The organism is Gordonia sp. (in: high G+C Gram-positive bacteria), from assembly GCF_012515855.1.
Taxonomy (GTDB): Bacteria; Actinomycetota; Actinomycetes; order Mycobacteriales; family Mycobacteriaceae; genus Gordonia.
In genome coordinates this window covers 1-15,845 of record NZ_JAAYXO010000230.1, presented here as the reverse complement: position 1 = coordinate 15,845, position 15,845 = coordinate 1, and the positions used below count along the sequence as shown (strand labels likewise).

The window sequence follows — 15,845 nt, the reverse complement described above, 5'->3', positions numbered from 1 at the left end:
TCAATCTTGTGGCACAAGAAATCCAAAACACACTATCGAGTTCTCAAAGAACACACACCCACCAGCACCAACCAGGCACAACCCAGCCGAACTCCAGCAGACATCTGAAATTATCTTGCAACCACCCAGCTCTGGGCGACCTTTCCAGCCTAGCACCGCTTTCCGAAATCCTGCAAATTGCTGTTCTCGTGAGAGATCGTGATCTACATTTCTTCATTCGGCGGATGGCCGGTCCCACGCAAATTCACCGCGATCAGATCGCGGTGAGCTTCTGGGGGTTTGTCTTCGCGGCCTGGCCGCTCCGACCTGGAATAAGTTACGCACTGTTGACGAGAAGATCAAATCCGCTGGTCAGAGTGGCGAAGTCATCGAAGAGGCGATCGACTTCGCCCGGACTCCGAGACGAGAACCCGCAGCACTATTTACGTCACTGTGACCTATCACTGGCCTCTTCCCCTGCCGAACGGCAGATCGGCGCGCGGCGCGTCGCCAACATTTCCGGCCGGCATCACCCGCCACTAATCATGTGACGGTGAGTTACGGCTATTCTGGAATGGCTTCACCCTGGCTCGACCACCGTCCCAGCCTGGCCCCGAAAGGCGATCATCGATGTCCCAGTTCATCTCTACTGCGCTGTCCCGCTTAGTCGTCGACGGAGCACTCCCGCGGATTGATTCGCGCTTGGCTGCGTCGACCGAGCCCTATACCGGCGAGCCGGCGATGATCCCGCATGCCGACTCGCGGTGGTCGATGATCCACTTCGGAAGCTTTCTGCCCCTGCTGCCCGAGCCCTTTCGATACCTGAACACCATGACGCTGATCGGCATCACGGACACCGAGATCTTCGACAACGATCAGCTCACGGCTCCGGATCCACGCAACACCAGTACTGTTCTGGCATCGACCGCCCACGACGATCATCACTTCTACACGGCGTACGACGCGTCGTCGGACTGCGATTTCGCGGCCGACGGCTCCCATCTGCGGTGGTCGAACGCCCTGACGATCGACGTCGACGGCGATTCTGCGCACGTCGTCGGCACCTACCCGACGTTCAGCGTCGACTACCGACTGTCGATCACCGATCAGGTCTCGTACTTCGTGAAGTCCCCGGTCTACGACCACCTCAGTCTGCTCGCGCCCTACCGCGGCACGATCACCGACGGCAACGGCACCACCGAGATCTCCGGACTCGGCACGTTCGAGTACGCCCGCGCCAGCACGCCGCAGGGACTGCTTCGTCCCACCGTGAACGCAGTGTGGAAGTTGCCCGCGGACTTCTTCACCTACCAGATCATCGAGATCGACGAGCGCACGCAGATCCTGCTGACCGATGTCTCCGCCCGCGGTCGCACTGCCTGCCGCCTGGTGCACGTTCGCGTGCTCGGCGAGGAGACGTCCGTACTCGACGACGTCCGCTTCGAAGTCCTCGAGTACGGCGAGCCCCAGCAGGACCCGTGGGGTCGGTCGATGCGCGTCCCCAGCCGATTCCGTTGGACGGCAAACGATTCCGGCCGGGAAGTCCTGAACTTGGAGTGCAGACCCGACAGTCCCTGGCGCTTCGGTCACGGACGCGGCTATGTCGGCGCCTACTCGTACGACGGCTCGTTCCGCAGCCGCGACGTCAGCGGCTCCGGGTACATCGAATGGGTCGATACTCAGGCTGAGCCGCGGCAGGGCTGATCGGCGAGGTCGCCTCGTGATCGGTCTCAGACCTCACTGTGGCACAATCGATGACGCACTATTCCGCCATGGTGTAATGGCAACACTCCTGATTTTGGTTCAGGCATTCTAGGTTCGAGTCCTGGTGGCGGAGCAACGTACGACGAGTCTGAGGCTCACCGAGCGCAACCCCTCGGGGCTCGTCGAGCGCCGTCCCGAAAGACGAAACCGCTCTACGCTGATCGAGTGCGACCCGCGAGCGCAGCGAGCGCCGTCGCATATCGAGATCGCGGCGACGGCAGTCTCGATACAACCCGGGCTCGCTCCGCTCACAACGGGCACTCGACCAGCAAGGAGACCGCGAGCATCGCGCGCCGAAACCGCCCCACGCCGTTCGAGATCGCGACGACGACGGCCTCGATACAACCCGGGCTCGCTACGCTCACAACGGGCACTCGACCAGCAAGCGGACCGCGCGTCAACGAAGGGCGACTCTACGAACTCGCGCGGGAGGCGCGGCGCTCTCGTGACTTCAGCTCGCTGTAGGAGATGGTCTCGTTGGCGGCTAGGCGAGCGAGGGCTCGGCGGCGCTGGGCACGACCTTCCCGGCGGCGCCAGGAGGCGAGGCTGAAGGCGACGCGGCGACGGCGGGCGGCGACGTCCTTCTCGAAACGGAGCTGGTGGTCGTCGGTCCACTCGACCCCGTAGGCGGCGCGGACCGTCGGCCCGGCCATGCCCCAGGTGAACAGCCGGATCCGTGGCATCTGCTTGATCATCCGACGTTTGTGCGAGTAGGTGGTGAAGACCTGGAAGCCGACGTCGCCCTCGCGGACGAGTTCGGGCGGATCATCGGGACCCGACCGCGGCAGCGGGATCGGGTAGCGGGCCTCGCCCTCGCGGACGAAGCGGCGCAGCGCGGCGTGATCGACCGGCCAGTCGGCGGCCCGCATCTGCAGGGTGGTTCCGACGCGGGCGAAGTCGGCGACCAGCACGTCGAGCACATCGTCGTCGATCGGCGCGACCAGCAGTTGGTACACGTCGAGCATGCTGACGCACCAGGTGGCGGCCACCCAGACCTGAAAGTCCGGGTCGAACGCGGGCTTGCGGCGCGATCCGGCTGACCCCTCAGGCACCCGGATCGACGCGTGAATCCGGTTGACCTCCCGGATCAGCGACGCCATCCCGTCGTCGTCGAGCGCGGCCACCATCCGCATGTACTCGATGGTGCGCGACCACCGGTGCGACGACCGATTGCCGTACCCGCCGCTGTCGACTTCGGTCTGCGCGACCGCCGGATCGGCCAACTGCATCAGCGCGGCGCGCGGCCACAGCAGGGTGCTGACCGAGTCGTCGAGCACCTGCTGCAAGGTGGGTCGGGATCGTCGGCCCACGGTCAGATCATCGCCTTGTCGTGCTTGATGCGATGCTTCAGATCGCGCATCAGCCAACGACTTCCGCCGAACCGAATGAACTTCGGCAGGAACTTGTTGACCACCGAGACGAACGTGAAGAGGTGCTCGAAGCGACGACGGTCGTCGTCGGTCCACTCCAACCCGAGCTGCGCGTGAAACAGCGGAGGCAGGAACCCGATGGTCAGGAAGCGCAGCAGATTCGAGAACGGCAGCCGCAGCAGCGGGGTGATCATCCGGAGCTCGACGAGGTCGTTCAGGAAGTCGCAGGTGGTGTCGTCGATGACGACGCGCTGGCAGGCCGAGTTCCAGTAGAAGTCGAAGTCGGCACGCGTCGGCGGCCACATCTCCTCCGGCACCTGCAGGCTGGTGCCGAGCGTCTTGCACGACTGGTAGAAGCCCTCCGCCTCCTCGGGCGCCATGACCCCGTGCAGCAGCTGGTGCGAGTCCTCGATGCCGATGAACAGGCAGGCGGCGACCCAGAGCTGCAACTCGCGGTTGAAGGCGTTGTACTTGACGGGGCTGCGCTCGTCGTCGCGGACGTGACGATGCGCCGAGTTCACCGCCTCGCGGAAGGCCGCCTTCTCCTCGTCGGTACCCAGAATCGCGACCGCCAGATACTGCGTGGTGGTACGCGCCCGCTTCCACGGATGCACCATGAGCGCACCGGTCTCGACCTTCGACTCCATGACACCGTAGCCGACCTCCGGCCACCCGAGCTGCATGACGACGTTGGCCGCCGCACCGGCGAAGCTCCAGAAGTCCAGCGACTCCTGCACCACCGCGGGCTTGCGCAGGTTGGTGACCCGCCGCTTGCGCGTACTGATCTTGATGCGCGTCTGCTCGGTGCGGAGCTCGGGCTGCTCCGTGGCGAGTTCGGTCAGGTACTTGTTGTGGTACACCGTCCAGTCGGTGTTCTTCGCGGCCGGCTCGGGCCCCTTATCGGTCGCAGCGTTCGCGGCGTCCGGCACATGGTCGACGGTCATCTCGGTTCTCCTGCTCTCGTGACGGTTGGGTGTTCTCTGGGTTCGGTAGCGATTCGGTGGTCGGTCAGACGGTCTGAACGTCGTCGACCAGCCAGCGGTCGCCGTCGCGCTTCAGCGACAGGACCATTCGGTACGGCTGGTCCTTACCGTTGGGCGCGACGACGTTGGTGGCCTTCTGATCGACGAAGGCGATCACGGTCGCGGAGTCGCCGTCGATCGACGACACCGCCGAGTGCGAGACCTTCGCGGTCGCGACGCCCTGGCCGTTGGCGACGATCTCGGTGAGGGCCTTGACCATCTCGTCGTACTTCGCGGCGAACGACGACGTCGACATGGCCGTGATGGCCTCGCGGTTCTTGTTGAGATCGCGGTAGTCGAAGCTCGCGAGCTTGGTGGCGTAGTCGTCGGCCACCGCCGACACCTCCGCTCGTGCGCCGTCGCTGATGCCGGAGGAGTCGGCGAAGTACTGGTAGCCGAAGAACGCGGTCGCGGCGACGAAACCCGCCAACAGCACCGCGAGGATCAGCGGCGCCCGACTGCCGGTGTCCCGGGCGGTCAGCGGCGCCGTCTTGCGTGCCGCCCGCTTGGCCGCGGCGGACGCGACGACGTCGCTCGTGCTGTCGCTCGTGGCGTCGGTGCCGTCGAGTTCCGCCGTGCTGTCGTCGACGTCCGGCTCGCGGTCTTTCACCGTCATATCACTTGCCATTTCGGGTCCTTTCCAACAGGTCTTTCCACATCAGGAGGAGTTCGGCGCCGTCGGGCACCAGCAGCGGGTCCGTCACGGCGGGCGGTCCGGCGACGCCGCCGGGACGCTTCCAGTTCCGGGTGCCCAAGTCGTTGGGCCGGGGTGCGTTGACCGCACCGCGCTGGCCGTGACCGTCGCCCGGAGGGCAGTACCTGGCCAGGTTCGGCTGCGACGGCGAGAGGTCGCCGATGGTGCGACGCGGCTCGTCGTAGAAGAGGCAGACCGGGCCCTGCGTGCCGAGCAGGGTGAAGTCGGCGCGGTTGTTCTTGACGATCGACCGCAGGTCCTGCAGGCCCTGCGGAATGGTCTTGAGACCCATCCGGAGTGCGTCGTCGCGGTCGGCGATGATCGGCTCCACCGTCGCCAAGTTGGCCAGCACCCCGCCGAACGTGCCGCGGTACTTGTCGAACAAGGCCGTCGCGCGCGCCAGCGCCTCCGGCGAGTGGTCGAGCAGGTAGATGAAGACCGGCTGCGCGGCGTCGAGTTGATCGGTGAAGCTCGCCACCGAGCGCATCCCCGACTCGAAGCTCGCGGTGGTGTCGGCCATGGCATCGAGGACGTTCACCCAGTCGCCCAGCAGCCCGGAGATCAGCGGCGCGTTGCGTCGGACCATCGAGGCGAGGGCCGACCCGTTGGCCACCAGCTTCGCCATCGAGTCGGTGTCGCCGGCGAACGCCGTCGCGAGTTCGGTCCCGATGGTCGCGACCGACCCGTCACGGACCGTCTCCAGCATGTTCGCGGCCTTGAGGATGATCGTGTCCATCTGCATCGGCTGTTTGTCGGCCGGCGCGGCGATGCGGTCGCCGTCTTGCAGGAACGGACCGGATGCGCTGGCGGTCACGATGTCGACGCTCTGGATGCCTGCCATCGACCCCATCGTCACCTGCAGATAGGAGTCCTTCGAGATCTCCGTCCCGCCGCGGAGGGTGAGCTCGACTTCGGCCGCCGTGCCGCCCGGTGCCAGTCGCGAGTCGGTGACGGTCCCGACGTCGACTCCGCGCAGGGTGACGCCGGTGCCTTCGCTGAGTCCGAACGCATCCTGCAGCGACGCGTGCAGGCGGAGCTTGGATCCGAAGCCCTCGGCCCCGGCGATGTAGTTGACGCCCAACGGCAACACCAGCGCGGCGACCGCGATGAACAGCAGGAACTGAAAGGTCCCGACGGGAAAGCGATCTCTCATCCTCGTCCCTCCTTCTTCGGCGTCTTCTTCTGGCCTCCCGCCAGACCACCCGTGAGCACGTCGGCGAGCTCCCCCGGCGTCGGCAACGGCTGCCCGGACGCGAGCATGCCGCCGGTGAGGATCTTGTCGATGCTGCCGGGGACGTCGAGTGCACCGTCGAAGGTCAGATAGTCGCCGCGGACCGCCGACGAGAAGTTGGTCATGAAGGCGTTCATCTGGGTGAGCGTCTGGCCGACGTCGTCGTTGAACGAGCCCAGCGCATCCACCAGCTTCTTCGCGTCGGGCACCAGTTGGTTGAGCTGCTGCTGCCTGCCGCGGGTGATCGCGTCGAGGTTCTTGGCGAGCCCGGTGGTCTGGGTCATCAGCGCAGCGATGCGATCGCGCTGGCCGGAGAGCACCGCGACGGCGCGCGGCGTCTGGTCGAGGAACGCGGCGACCTTCTCCTGATTGGCGGCGAAGACGTCACTGACGCGTGCCGCGGCACTCATCGCCCGGTTGAAGTCGCGGGTGTAGGGCGACGACTTCGACAGCAGCCGGTTGAGCGTGTCGATGAGGTCGCCGACCTTGTCGGACCTGGTCGCGAAGGCCTCGTTGAGGCTGGTGACGATCGACTGCAGCTGGCCGAAACCGCTGCCGGAGACCACCGTGCCGAGCGCGGCGAGGGTGCCTTCCACCTGGGGTCCGATGGAACTGCGGTCGACGCCGATCCGGCTCCCGTCGGTCAGCGTGCCGACCGGGTGCTCCGGACGTTCGAGCCGAATGAACGGTGTGCCCAGTGCCGAGGGAACCTCCAGCGCGGCCGTCACGTTGGCCGGCAGGTCGATGTCACGGTCGAGCGCAAGGGTGAGCCGGGCGCCGGGGTTCGTGCTCCCGCTGTCGGCCACCAGGCTGCTCTCGGCGATTGCGATGTCGACCACCCGGCCGATCACCTGTTGACCGCTGCGGACGTCGGCTCCGGCCACCACGCCGTCGGCCACTGCGAAGTCGGCCGTCACGTCGATCCCGCCGCTGCCGCCGCCGACCGGCAGATCCTGCAGCCCGTACGAGCAGCCGGTCAGTGCGGTGCTCAGCATGACCGCCGCGGCGGTCGCGGCGACCCGTCCCCTCCGAGCCGTCATCGCGGCCCCTCCTTCGGTGCGGCCGGCAGCGCGCCGGTGATCGTCGAGACGATGCCGAGCGGATCCGACATCGAGATCGGGAACGAGATCGGGTTGGTGAGGCCCGCCCCGGTGCAGATCGGCATCGGGAACTTGTCGCACAGCGGCTTCAGCGTCTTGAACTGGGTGAGCGTCGTCGACACGTTGAGTCGGATGCGCCCGCGGCGGTCGGGGCCGACGGTGCTCGACAGGTTCTGCATCATCAGCGGCGCCAGGTCCATGAACTCGGCGAGTCCGGACTGGTTGGCGGTCAGCACCTTGCCGAGTTCCTCGAGATTGGCGGCGACGGTGCCGACGTCGGCGCCGTGGTCGGTGACGAACCGGTTGATCTCGTCGAAGACGGTCTTGAGGTCGTTGATCGGTGTCGTGATGTCTTGGTTCGCAGTGCTCCACTGCTCGGACAGTTCGCTCATCGAGCGAACCAGCCCGTCGAGCGAGACCTGCTTGGCGTGGAAGGTGTTCATCAGCTGGTCGAGGCTGACGATCAACCCCTCGATGTCGTCGCTGCGCGCACCGATCACCCCGCTGGCCGAGGCGAGCTCGGCGAGGGCGCGGTTGAACTTCTCGCCGCCGCCTTCCCACGCGGTCGCGGTCCGATTCAGCAGGGTGCCGAGGTCGCCGTCCTTGCTGGGATCGCCGTCCTTGCTCGGGTCGCCGCCCTTACCTGCGTGGTCGCCGGTGCCCGGGCCGAGGATGTCGGTGATGGTGCTCATGCTGCCGAGCAGTTGGTCGAAGCTGATGGGCGCGCGCGTGTGGTCGAGCGGGATGGTCGCGCCGTCGGCGAGCTGCGGCCCCTCGGTGTAGGCCGGAGCGAGGTCCAGGTGCCGTTCACTGATCACCGACGGGTTCTGCACCAGCGCCTTCACGTCGGCGGGGAGCTTCACGCTGCCGTCGATCGTCATCTCGACGAGTACCCGATCGCCGCGCGGCGTCAGCGAGTCGATGCGTCCGACGGGCACCCCGAGCACGGTGACCTTGGATCCTTCGTAGAGGCCGTTGGTGAAGGCGAACTCGGCGCGGACGGTCCGGACGTCGGGTTCGCGGATCAACGCGAACCACAGACCGGCGATCAGTGCGGCGACGAGAGCCAGCACCAGCACCACGCGACCGCCGTAGCGCTTGCGCTGCCGTACCTCGCGTACCTGACGGAAAGTCACTTAGCTGCATCCCTTCATGACTCCGAGGACGCACAGCAGGCTGTCCGGGAGGATGGCCGACGGCGAGTTGACGTCGGCCCAGTTGCCGTTGCCGGTGGCGTCGGTGACAGTGCGCATGGCGGGCGGCAGGACGGTGAGGATCTTGTCGATCTGCTCCGCGTTTCCGGCGAGGGTGTTGGTGACCGCGACGATGTTCTCGGTCAGCTGCGCCATCGGGACCTGCGGGAACGTCGTCGCCATGGTGCGCAGCACCAGCCGCAGGTTGTCGGCCAGCCGCGTGAGGATGTGTCGTCGGATCACCAGCATCTGCGCCACCGACTGCGCGTTGCCGAACGCGGTGGCGATGGAGTCGGCCTGCTTGGCCGAGACCTCGCTGAGCCGCTTGGCCATGCCGAGCAGCTGGTCGAGCTGCTTGCCGCTGCCCGTCACTGCCATCGCGGCGCCGCTGATCCCGTCCATCGACGCGCTGAGGCGATCGGGGTTCGGCACCAGGGACGACATCGTGCTCATCAGGCTGCGCATCACCTGCGGGTCGATCTCGTCGGACGTCGTCACGGCGTCACCGGAGAGGTCGTCGAGGGTGTATGAGGTGCCCGTGCGCGACAGCGGAATGGTGTTGTCGGGACCGACGCTGCCGCTGCCCGCGGGAATGATCTCGAGGTAGCGCTTGCCGAGGACCGTCCGCAGCCGGACGTCCGAGCGGGTCTGGTTGCCGAGCGGCTGCTGATTGTCGAGGCGGAAGCCGACGCGAACATGATCGCCCGCGAGTTCGATCGACTCGATGCGACCGGCGGGCACACCGGCGACGAGCACCGGGTCGGCGGTGGTGAGGCCGCCCGCGTTGTGCAGCTCGGCCGTGTAGGGCGAGGTGCTCGACTGATACGTGAGCTGCGGAATGCCGATGGCGGCGACCAGCAGCATCACCAGGACGAAGATGCCCGCGGTGCCGAGGACGGCGGGTGAGGCACCGCCGTTGCGGCGTTCGGGTTTGAAGATGAACTCCAAGACCCCGACGAAGACGTCGATGAGACGGACTAGAAACACGCTGCTACTCCCCTACCTGCACATATTCGAGTGCGACGTGCCGAAGATGTTGGCTTCCAAGCCACCGGCCTTGAGCGTGAAGTTGCACATGTACAGCGACATGAACCCGCCGTACCGTCCCGCGTGGTTGATCTTGTCGGCCATCTCCGGCAGCTTCTCCAGGAATGTCTCGAACTTCGCGGTCTGCGGAATCCACGCCCCGGTCACGTCCTTGAGCCCGCCGAGCGCCTTCTCGAAGTCGTCGCCCGCCACGGTCATCATCTGGGCGAGGGCGGCCAGGGCGCGGTCGCCGGAGTCGAACAGCGCGGTGAGCCGCCCCTGGTCGCCGACGATCGATGTGGTGAGGGCGCCGAGACCGGCGAACAGCTCGTTCAGCTGCCCGCTGCGTTGGTCGGCGCTGGTCATCAGCGTGTTGAGATTCGCGACGACGCGGACGAACACAGCGCTGTTGGCCGAGAGATTGGAGCCCATGGTCGCGATCTGCCGGAGGAGGAGATCGACGGACTTGGTGCGGCCGGCGAAGGTGTCGACGAAGCCCTGCGCGAGTTCGTTGACCTGCGCCGGTTCCAGCGATGCGAAGAGCGGTTCGAACCCGTTCATCAGGGCCGTCAGGTTCACCGGCGGACTGGTCGCGGCGACGGCGACGACGTTGCCGTCGCGAGCGGGCGCGTCGTTCGAGGGCTCGATCGCGATGTAGCGGGCACCGAGCATGTCGCCGTAGCGGATGGCGGCGTTCATTCGCTCGGGCAGCGGGTGGTCGGACTGGACCTCGACGTCGATCCGCGCGAGCGAGGTGCCGTCGGACTGCGGATCGAGGACGACGCCCTCGACGCGGCCGATCCGGACACCGGACATCTTGACCGGATTGCCTTCGATGATGCCTTCGGCATCGGTGAAGACCAGGGTGTAGCGATCCGTCGATCCACCGACCGGCACGCGCAGGGTGTTGATCACCAGGAGCCCGGCGACGACGCCGACCAGGACGAACAAGATCGACTTGATGACGGTCGAGACCGAGAGCGTTGTCATCGGACCCTCACCTCCGTTCCGCGGACCATCGGTCCGAGCATCAGCGTGGTCGCCGGGTTGGGTGTGACGGTGCCGGCGGCGGGCTTGCGGGCGGTGGGCTTCAGCGACTTCTCGAGTTCGCCGAGCGGCTTCGCCTCGGCCGGGCCGCCGACGATGTCGGGACGGCCGGACGCGGACGTGCGCGGAGTGTTCGACGAGGTCGACCGGCGCGGCGGGTTCAGCACCCGGCCGGGTCCCTGACCGGGCTTGCGCACCGGGCCGACGCCGTATTCGGCGCCGCGACCGTTGCACTGCGCGCCGCGCAGGTCGCCGTACTCGGGGCAGTCGGCCGCCGTGTACGGCATGGGCTGCGAGAACGTGGCGACCGTCGTGATGTTGAAGCGTCCGGTCGAGAACAGGATCGCTCCGGCCTTACCGAACTTCTCGGCTTCGGCGATGGTCCGGGAGATGCCGTCCGGGTTCTCGCCGACGGTCGACAGGACGGTGCCGGTCGCGTCGATCACGGTGATCAGTGAGGCGCGGTGGTCGGCGACGAACGAGCCGGTCGCCGACACGAAGTCGACGGCGGAGGCGAAGAACTCACCGAGCGCACCCTGGTGTTCAACGATGCCGCGCGAGATCGCGGTGATGGAGCCCATGGTCTCGATGACCGCGGGCGTGGCCCGTTCCAGGCTCTCGACGACGGCCCGGAACTCGGGGGTCGCGTCGATGAACTCGTTCACCGATGCCTCCATCTCCTTCGAGGCCGCCCACCAGTCGTCGATCATCAGGCCGAGCTGGTCGCCGCGGCCGCTGACCGCGTTGCTGACGGCAGTGAGCGCGACGGTCAGCTCCTGCGGTCGGACCTCGTCGATGAGTCGAGAGAGCTTGGTGAAGACGTTGTACAGGTTCACCGCGTCGGCACCGTCGTCGACGACCACCTGGTCGCCGCCGCTCAGCGTCTCGGTGCGCTGCTCCGATCCGGGGGTCGGCACCAGTTGCACGTACATGTCGCCGAAGAAGGTGCGCGGGAGCACTCGCGCCATCACCGACCGCGGGATCTCGTCGAACGCCGAATCGGTGAGGGCCAAGGTGACGCGCGAGGAGTTCTTGCCCGGGTCGATGGACGAGATCTCCCCGACCTTGACGCCGTGGAATCGGACCGGCGCGCCTTCTTGGATGAGGCCGACGGCCACCGGGACCTCGACGTAGACGTCGGACTCCTTGGCCATCCAGCCCGCGCTCCGGCCGACCATCGCGACGCTGAACGCGCCGATCAGGGCGGCCGCGATCAGCGCGCGGACCACGTAGCGGAATTTCGAGACCGGGCGTCCCGGCAGCATGACGGTCATTCAGATGCCCATCCCGGGGATCTCCGGAACCAGACCCCACAGCCCGAAGGTGAGGATCACGTCGAAGATTCCGATCGCAAGAATCGAGGTGCGCAGCGCGCGGCCGGCCGCCTGCCCGACGCCCTCGGGGCCACCGCTGGCGAAGTAGCCGTACGAGCAGTGGACGAGAGTGACGATGGCGGCGAAGACGATCGCCTTGAGCGCCGAATAGAACAGGTCGGTGGGACTCAGCGCGAGGTGGAAGAAGTGGTCGTAGGTGCCCGACGACTCGCCGTGGAACCAGACCACGACGATGCGGGTGGCGACGTAACTGGCCAGCAGCCCGACCATGTAGATCGGCAGGACGCAGACCATCGCCGCGATCATCCGCGTGGTCGCGAGAAAGGGCACCGAGCGGATGGCCATGGCGTCGAGCGCGGCGATCTCGTCGGAGATGCGCATGGCGCCGATCTGCGCGGTGAACCCGGTCCCGACCTTCGCCGCGAGGGCGATCGCGACCACCACCGGCGCCAGTTCGCGGGTGTTCGCGATGGCCGCGAGCATGCCCGACATCGACGTCATGCCGACCAGTTGCAGGCCGCGGTAGGTCTCGACGCCGAGCATCGCCGCGGCGGCCAACGACATCGCCAGGACGATTCCGATGGTCCCGCCGCCGGACAGCAGCGACTTGGTCCCGAAGGTCACCTCGGCGATCTGCCGGACGACGTGCTTGCGGTAGTGGATCAGCGCATAGGGCACGGCAGCGACGGCCCGCCAGACGAAGGTCACGTACTCGCCGAAGCGGACGGTGCCGCCGACGAGGCCGTCGAACCAGCGGGTGACCCGGTCGCGGATCCGCAGGACGGCGTCGCTGCGCGACGGCAGCGCGAGGTCGAGTTGACGAGTCATCAGTAGGCTCCCACTGCCGGGACGATCACCGAGTACAGCTGCGAGAGCACGGTGTTGAACACGAAGACGAGCGCGAAGGCGATCACCACGGCCTCGTTGACCGCGTCGGCCACGCCGCTCGGGCCGCCGCGGGCATGGAGCCCCTTGAAGCAGGCGACGATGGTCGACAGCAGCGCGAAGAGGGCCGACTTGATCAGCGCCATCACGAAGTCCGACATCCGGCCGTACTGGCTGAAGGTGGCCATGAAGCTTCCGGCGGGCAGATGCTGCACGTAGATGTGGTAGAGGTAGCAGGCTCCGACGCCGGTGACGGTGATCAGTGAGCACAACACCAGCGCCACGATGATGGCCGCAGCGATCCGCGGCGCCACGAGGCGCTCGATCACGTTGACGCCCATCACCTCCATCGCGTCGATCTCCTCGCGGATCTTGCGCGAGCCGAGGTCGGTGCAGATGGCCGAGCCCGCGACGCCGGCCATCATCAGCGCGCACACGAGCGCCGACGCCTGGCCGACGATGATGAACGCCACCACCGCACCGGAGTAGCCGCCCGCGCCGATCCGTCCGGCGAGCTCGCCGACGGAGACCGCGATGAAGACGCCGACCGGAATCATCAGCAGCAGCGACGGTCCGGTGCTGACCCGGCCGATGAAGATTGTCTGGTTCAGGGTCTCCGCGACCGAGAGTCGGAGACGGACGATCGTGACGAACAGCGAACCGATCGACTGCAGCGCGAACCCCAGCGTGTGTCCGGCCTCGACGGCCAGATCACGCATCGGTCCTTTCGACTGCGGCAGCTCAAACGCCATCGACGCCCCGTTCCCCTGAAGTGAATGTTACAGACTTGCGAGAAAAGTAACACAGATACGAAAGTGTGCAACCCCCGTCACAGTTACCGCAGGTAAAAGCGACGGAACAGGACGAACAGCGCACTGAAAAAGTCCGAGAGTTACGAAGGGAACGGCTGTGTGTCACATGCCTGAACAGCACTCTTGGGCCGCAGTGAAACACTGCGGCCCATGAGGAAACACGATCAGGAGCGCTTGAGACCCAGAACGGGAAGAAGGAACTCGCGAGCGAAGTCGGCGAGGGCAGCTTCGTCGTCGTAGTCGACAAGGTCGCTGGGGGTGGTGAGGAACGAGCCGGCGATCCGCACCAACAGGTCAGCGGCCGGGATGGTGCGCACCCGCGCGGGAATGTTGCCTGCACCCTGCTCGCGCAGAATCTGATGCGCCACGAAGTCTCGCACCGCAGCCAGGGTGCGCCCGTCCCCACCGCCGACCACACCCGGCACCAGGGCCGGTTCAGTCTCGAGGAGTTTGCGGATCAGACGATTGCCGCCGATCGTTCTCAGCGACGTCACAAAGGCCATCACAACCCGGTCCGCAGCGGTCGGAGCATCGGCCATGACCTGTAGGAACTCCCCGAAGTACCGCTGGAATTCACGCAGCATCACCGCGTCGACCAGGGCATCTTTGGTATCGAACTTGCGATAGATGGTGATGCGCGCGGTACCCGCCCGGCGCGCCACCTCCTCCATCGACGAGCGCGCGATCCCGCTTTCGCAGAATTGCTCGTACGCCGCATCGATCAGCTTCTCGCGCGTGGCGTCGACAGGGTCGACGCCGCCTTGTGCGGCCTGCTGCATGGCGCGCTCAAAGAGCGACGCTTCCGGCCTTGCCGCCGACGGGATCGCCACAGGCAGCTCACTCTCCTCTACAACTACTCCCGACCCAACTGGTCCCCCGACCCGTCGTTCTTACGGTATCGCCCAAACGCCTGACGGCGAGTGACGATGGGCCTATGTTACATAACCACGAAGCATGTAACACTCGAACGGTCCAGGAGGACCCATGGAAGACGTGACCAGACGAACCATCCTCAAGTCCGGTGCAGCGCTCGGCGCGGCCGGAGCGATCGCGGCGGTCGCACCGGCGACGCCGTGGACGTGGTCACCCGCCAACTCGGTCCCGGGCGCAGGCACCGGCGCCGACCCGCGCGGCGTGTGGGATCCGGAGTGCGACGACCTCGTCGCCGACCTCTCCCGCCGCGGCGACATTCCGAAGGTCAACAAGCTCCTCAAGCACTGGATCCACAACGGCCAACCCCTCCCCGCGGGACTCCCGCCCGACCTGCGGGACTTCCTGACTCGCGCCAAGGCCCTCCCCGACTGGGCCGATCACGGGAAACTCGCCGCGGCCGCCCAGTTCAACGAGAAGCGCGGCACGTACCTCGGCGTCATCTACGGCTTCGTCAGCGGCATGCTCAGCACGGTGATCCCGCAGGAGGCGCGCGCGGTGTACTACTCCTACGGCGGAGCCGCCATGAAGGACCGCATCTCCAAGACCGCGAAGCTGGGCTACGACATCGGCACCGCGAACGCCTTCGCGCCGGACGGCGAGCACATCGTCACCTGCGTCAAGACTCGCCTGGCGCACTCCGGCGTTCGCCACATCCTCCCGCGGTCGCCGTACTGGCAGAACAGCTCCGACGAGCAGATCCCGATCAGTCAGGCCGACATGATGGTGACCTGGCACAGCCTCCCGACGAGTGCGATGCGGCAGTTCAAGAAGTGGGGCGTGCCCGTCGACCGCACCGAATCCGCGGGCTTCCTGCACTCGTGGCAGCTCACCGCGCACGCACTCGGCATCAAGGACGAGTACATCCCCGCCAGTTGGGCTGCCGCGGAGTCCCAGGCGGCGCAGGTCCTCGATCCGATCATCGAGGCGACGCCGGAGGGCATCAAGCTCGCTCACATGCTGCTCGACCTCGGCGCGAACCTCGATCTCTCGCTGGTCAGCCGTGGCGTGCTGGGTGCGCTCACCCGCTTCATGCTGGGCGACGACATCGCCAACGATCTGAAGATCCCGCGCGAGCCCGTGTGGTCGCCGCTGCTCGAGGTCTCGTGGGGTCCGTACGTCGCGGTCCGCGAGGGCGTCCTGCAGGCGGGCATGCCCCCGAAGGCGTACTGGCTGTTCGACGAGTTCCTCCGCCAGTTCGTCCTCCTCTACATGTCAGAGCTCCGCCTCCCGATCAGCATCCAGATCCCGGTGATGAACAACCCGAAGTACCGCTGACGGTCGGAGACACCCCACGCCGGTCGAGTGCATGCGGCGAGGGCGGGCCGAATCGAGACCCCCGAACCACCCCGATCTCGATACACGACACGCTCGCTCCGCTCCCGGGCCGCACTCGATCAGCAAGGAGACCTCCTCGGCCGCACTCAGCCCACGCCGGTCGAGTGCCCGCAGCGAGCG

At 66.7% G+C, this 15,845-nt stretch carries 14 protein-coding genes and 1 tRNA gene; 3 read left to right on the top strand and 12 right to left on the bottom strand.

Annotation, left to right across the window (positions count from 1 at the left end; all coding sequences use genetic code 11):
* The first annotated feature begins 609 nt into the window (after positions 1-609).
* Together GX543_RS16675 and GX543_RS16670 are read left to right on the top strand one after the other, a co-directional pair.
* The gene (locus GX543_RS16675) at positions 610-1,683 is read left to right on the top strand and encodes a DUF6670 family protein (protein WP_290853577.1); all 1,074 of its coding nucleotides are present in this window, start codon (positions 610-612) and stop codon (positions 1,681-1,683) included.
* 62 nt (positions 1,684-1,745) lie between these two features.
* Positions 1,746-1,816, top strand: a tRNA-Gln gene (locus tag GX543_RS16670).
* Between the two features lie 340 nt (positions 1,817-2,156).
* Here GX543_RS16670 and GX543_RS16665 read toward each other — a convergent pair.
* The 12 genes from GX543_RS16665 to GX543_RS16610 all read right to left on the bottom strand — a co-directional run bounded on the left by GX543_RS16665 (position 2,157) and on the right by GX543_RS16610 (position 14,287).
* The gene (locus tag GX543_RS16665; protein WP_290853576.1) at positions 2,157-3,053 is read right to left on the bottom strand and encodes an oxygenase MpaB family protein; all 897 of its coding nucleotides are present in this window, start codon (positions 3,051-3,053) and stop codon (positions 2,157-2,159) included.
* Between the two features lie 2 nt (positions 3,054-3,055).
* Complete coding sequence (locus GX543_RS16660; protein WP_290853575.1) at positions 3,056-4,057, bottom strand: oxygenase MpaB family protein; 1,002 nt, start codon at positions 4,055-4,057, stop codon at positions 3,056-3,058.
* A 64-nt stretch (positions 4,058-4,121) separates the two neighbouring features.
* A complete protein-coding gene (locus tag GX543_RS16655; RefSeq protein WP_290853574.1) occupies positions 4,122-4,763 on the bottom strand; it encodes a hypothetical protein in 642 nt (213 codons plus the stop codon).
* Positions 4,753-5,982 carry an MlaD family protein gene (locus GX543_RS16650; protein WP_290853573.1) on the bottom strand — a complete coding sequence of 410 codons (1,230 nt, stop codon included), beginning with the start codon at positions 5,980-5,982 and terminating at the stop codon, positions 4,753-4,755. Before GX543_RS16650 ends, GX543_RS16655 begins: the two co-directional genes overlap by 11 nt.
* Positions 5,979-7,100, bottom strand: coding sequence for an MCE family protein (locus tag GX543_RS16645; protein ID WP_290853572.1), 1,122 nt, complete (start codon positions 7,098-7,100; stop codon positions 5,979-5,981). The genes GX543_RS16650 and GX543_RS16645 overlap by 4 nt, the downstream gene beginning before the upstream one ends.
* Positions 7,097-8,296: an MCE family protein gene (locus GX543_RS16640; RefSeq protein WP_290853571.1), complete on the bottom strand. Its 1,200-nt coding sequence runs from the start codon at positions 8,294-8,296 to the stop codon at positions 7,097-7,099. The genes GX543_RS16645 and GX543_RS16640 overlap by 4 nt, the downstream gene beginning before the upstream one ends.
* A complete protein-coding gene (locus GX543_RS16635; RefSeq protein WP_290853570.1) occupies positions 8,297-9,340 on the bottom strand; it encodes an MlaD family protein in 1,044 nt (347 codons plus the stop codon).
* Between the two features lie 12 nt (positions 9,341-9,352).
* Complete coding sequence (locus tag GX543_RS16630; RefSeq protein ID WP_290853568.1) at positions 9,353-10,369, bottom strand: MlaD family protein; 1,017 nt, start codon at positions 10,367-10,369, stop codon at positions 9,353-9,355.
* Entirely contained in the window at positions 10,366-11,700 is a 1,335-nt protein-coding gene (locus GX543_RS16625; RefSeq protein ID WP_290853566.1) for an MCE family protein, read from the bottom strand. Before GX543_RS16625 ends, GX543_RS16630 begins: the two co-directional genes overlap by 4 nt.
* Positions 11,701-12,588: an ABC transporter permease gene (locus tag GX543_RS16620; protein WP_290853564.1), complete on the bottom strand. Its 888-nt coding sequence runs from the start codon at positions 12,586-12,588 to the stop codon at positions 11,701-11,703.
* Entirely contained in the window at positions 12,588-13,397 is an 810-nt protein-coding gene (locus tag GX543_RS16615) for an ABC transporter permease (RefSeq protein WP_290853562.1), read from the bottom strand. Before GX543_RS16615 ends, GX543_RS16620 begins: the two co-directional genes overlap by 1 nt.
* 224 nt (positions 13,398-13,621) lie before the next feature.
* Positions 13,622-14,287, bottom strand: coding sequence for a TetR/AcrR family transcriptional regulator (locus GX543_RS16610; protein WP_290853560.1), 666 nt, complete (start codon positions 14,285-14,287; stop codon positions 13,622-13,624).
* A gap of 154 nt (positions 14,288-14,441) precedes the next feature.
* Here GX543_RS16610 and GX543_RS16605 point away from each other — a divergent pair, with 154 nt between their 5' ends.
* Positions 14,442-15,665 (top strand): oxygenase MpaB family protein, encoded by a 1,224-nt coding sequence (locus tag GX543_RS16605; RefSeq protein WP_290853558.1) that lies wholly within the window; start codon positions 14,442-14,444, stop codon positions 15,663-15,665.
* The last annotated feature ends 180 nt before the right edge of the window (positions 15,666-15,845 follow it).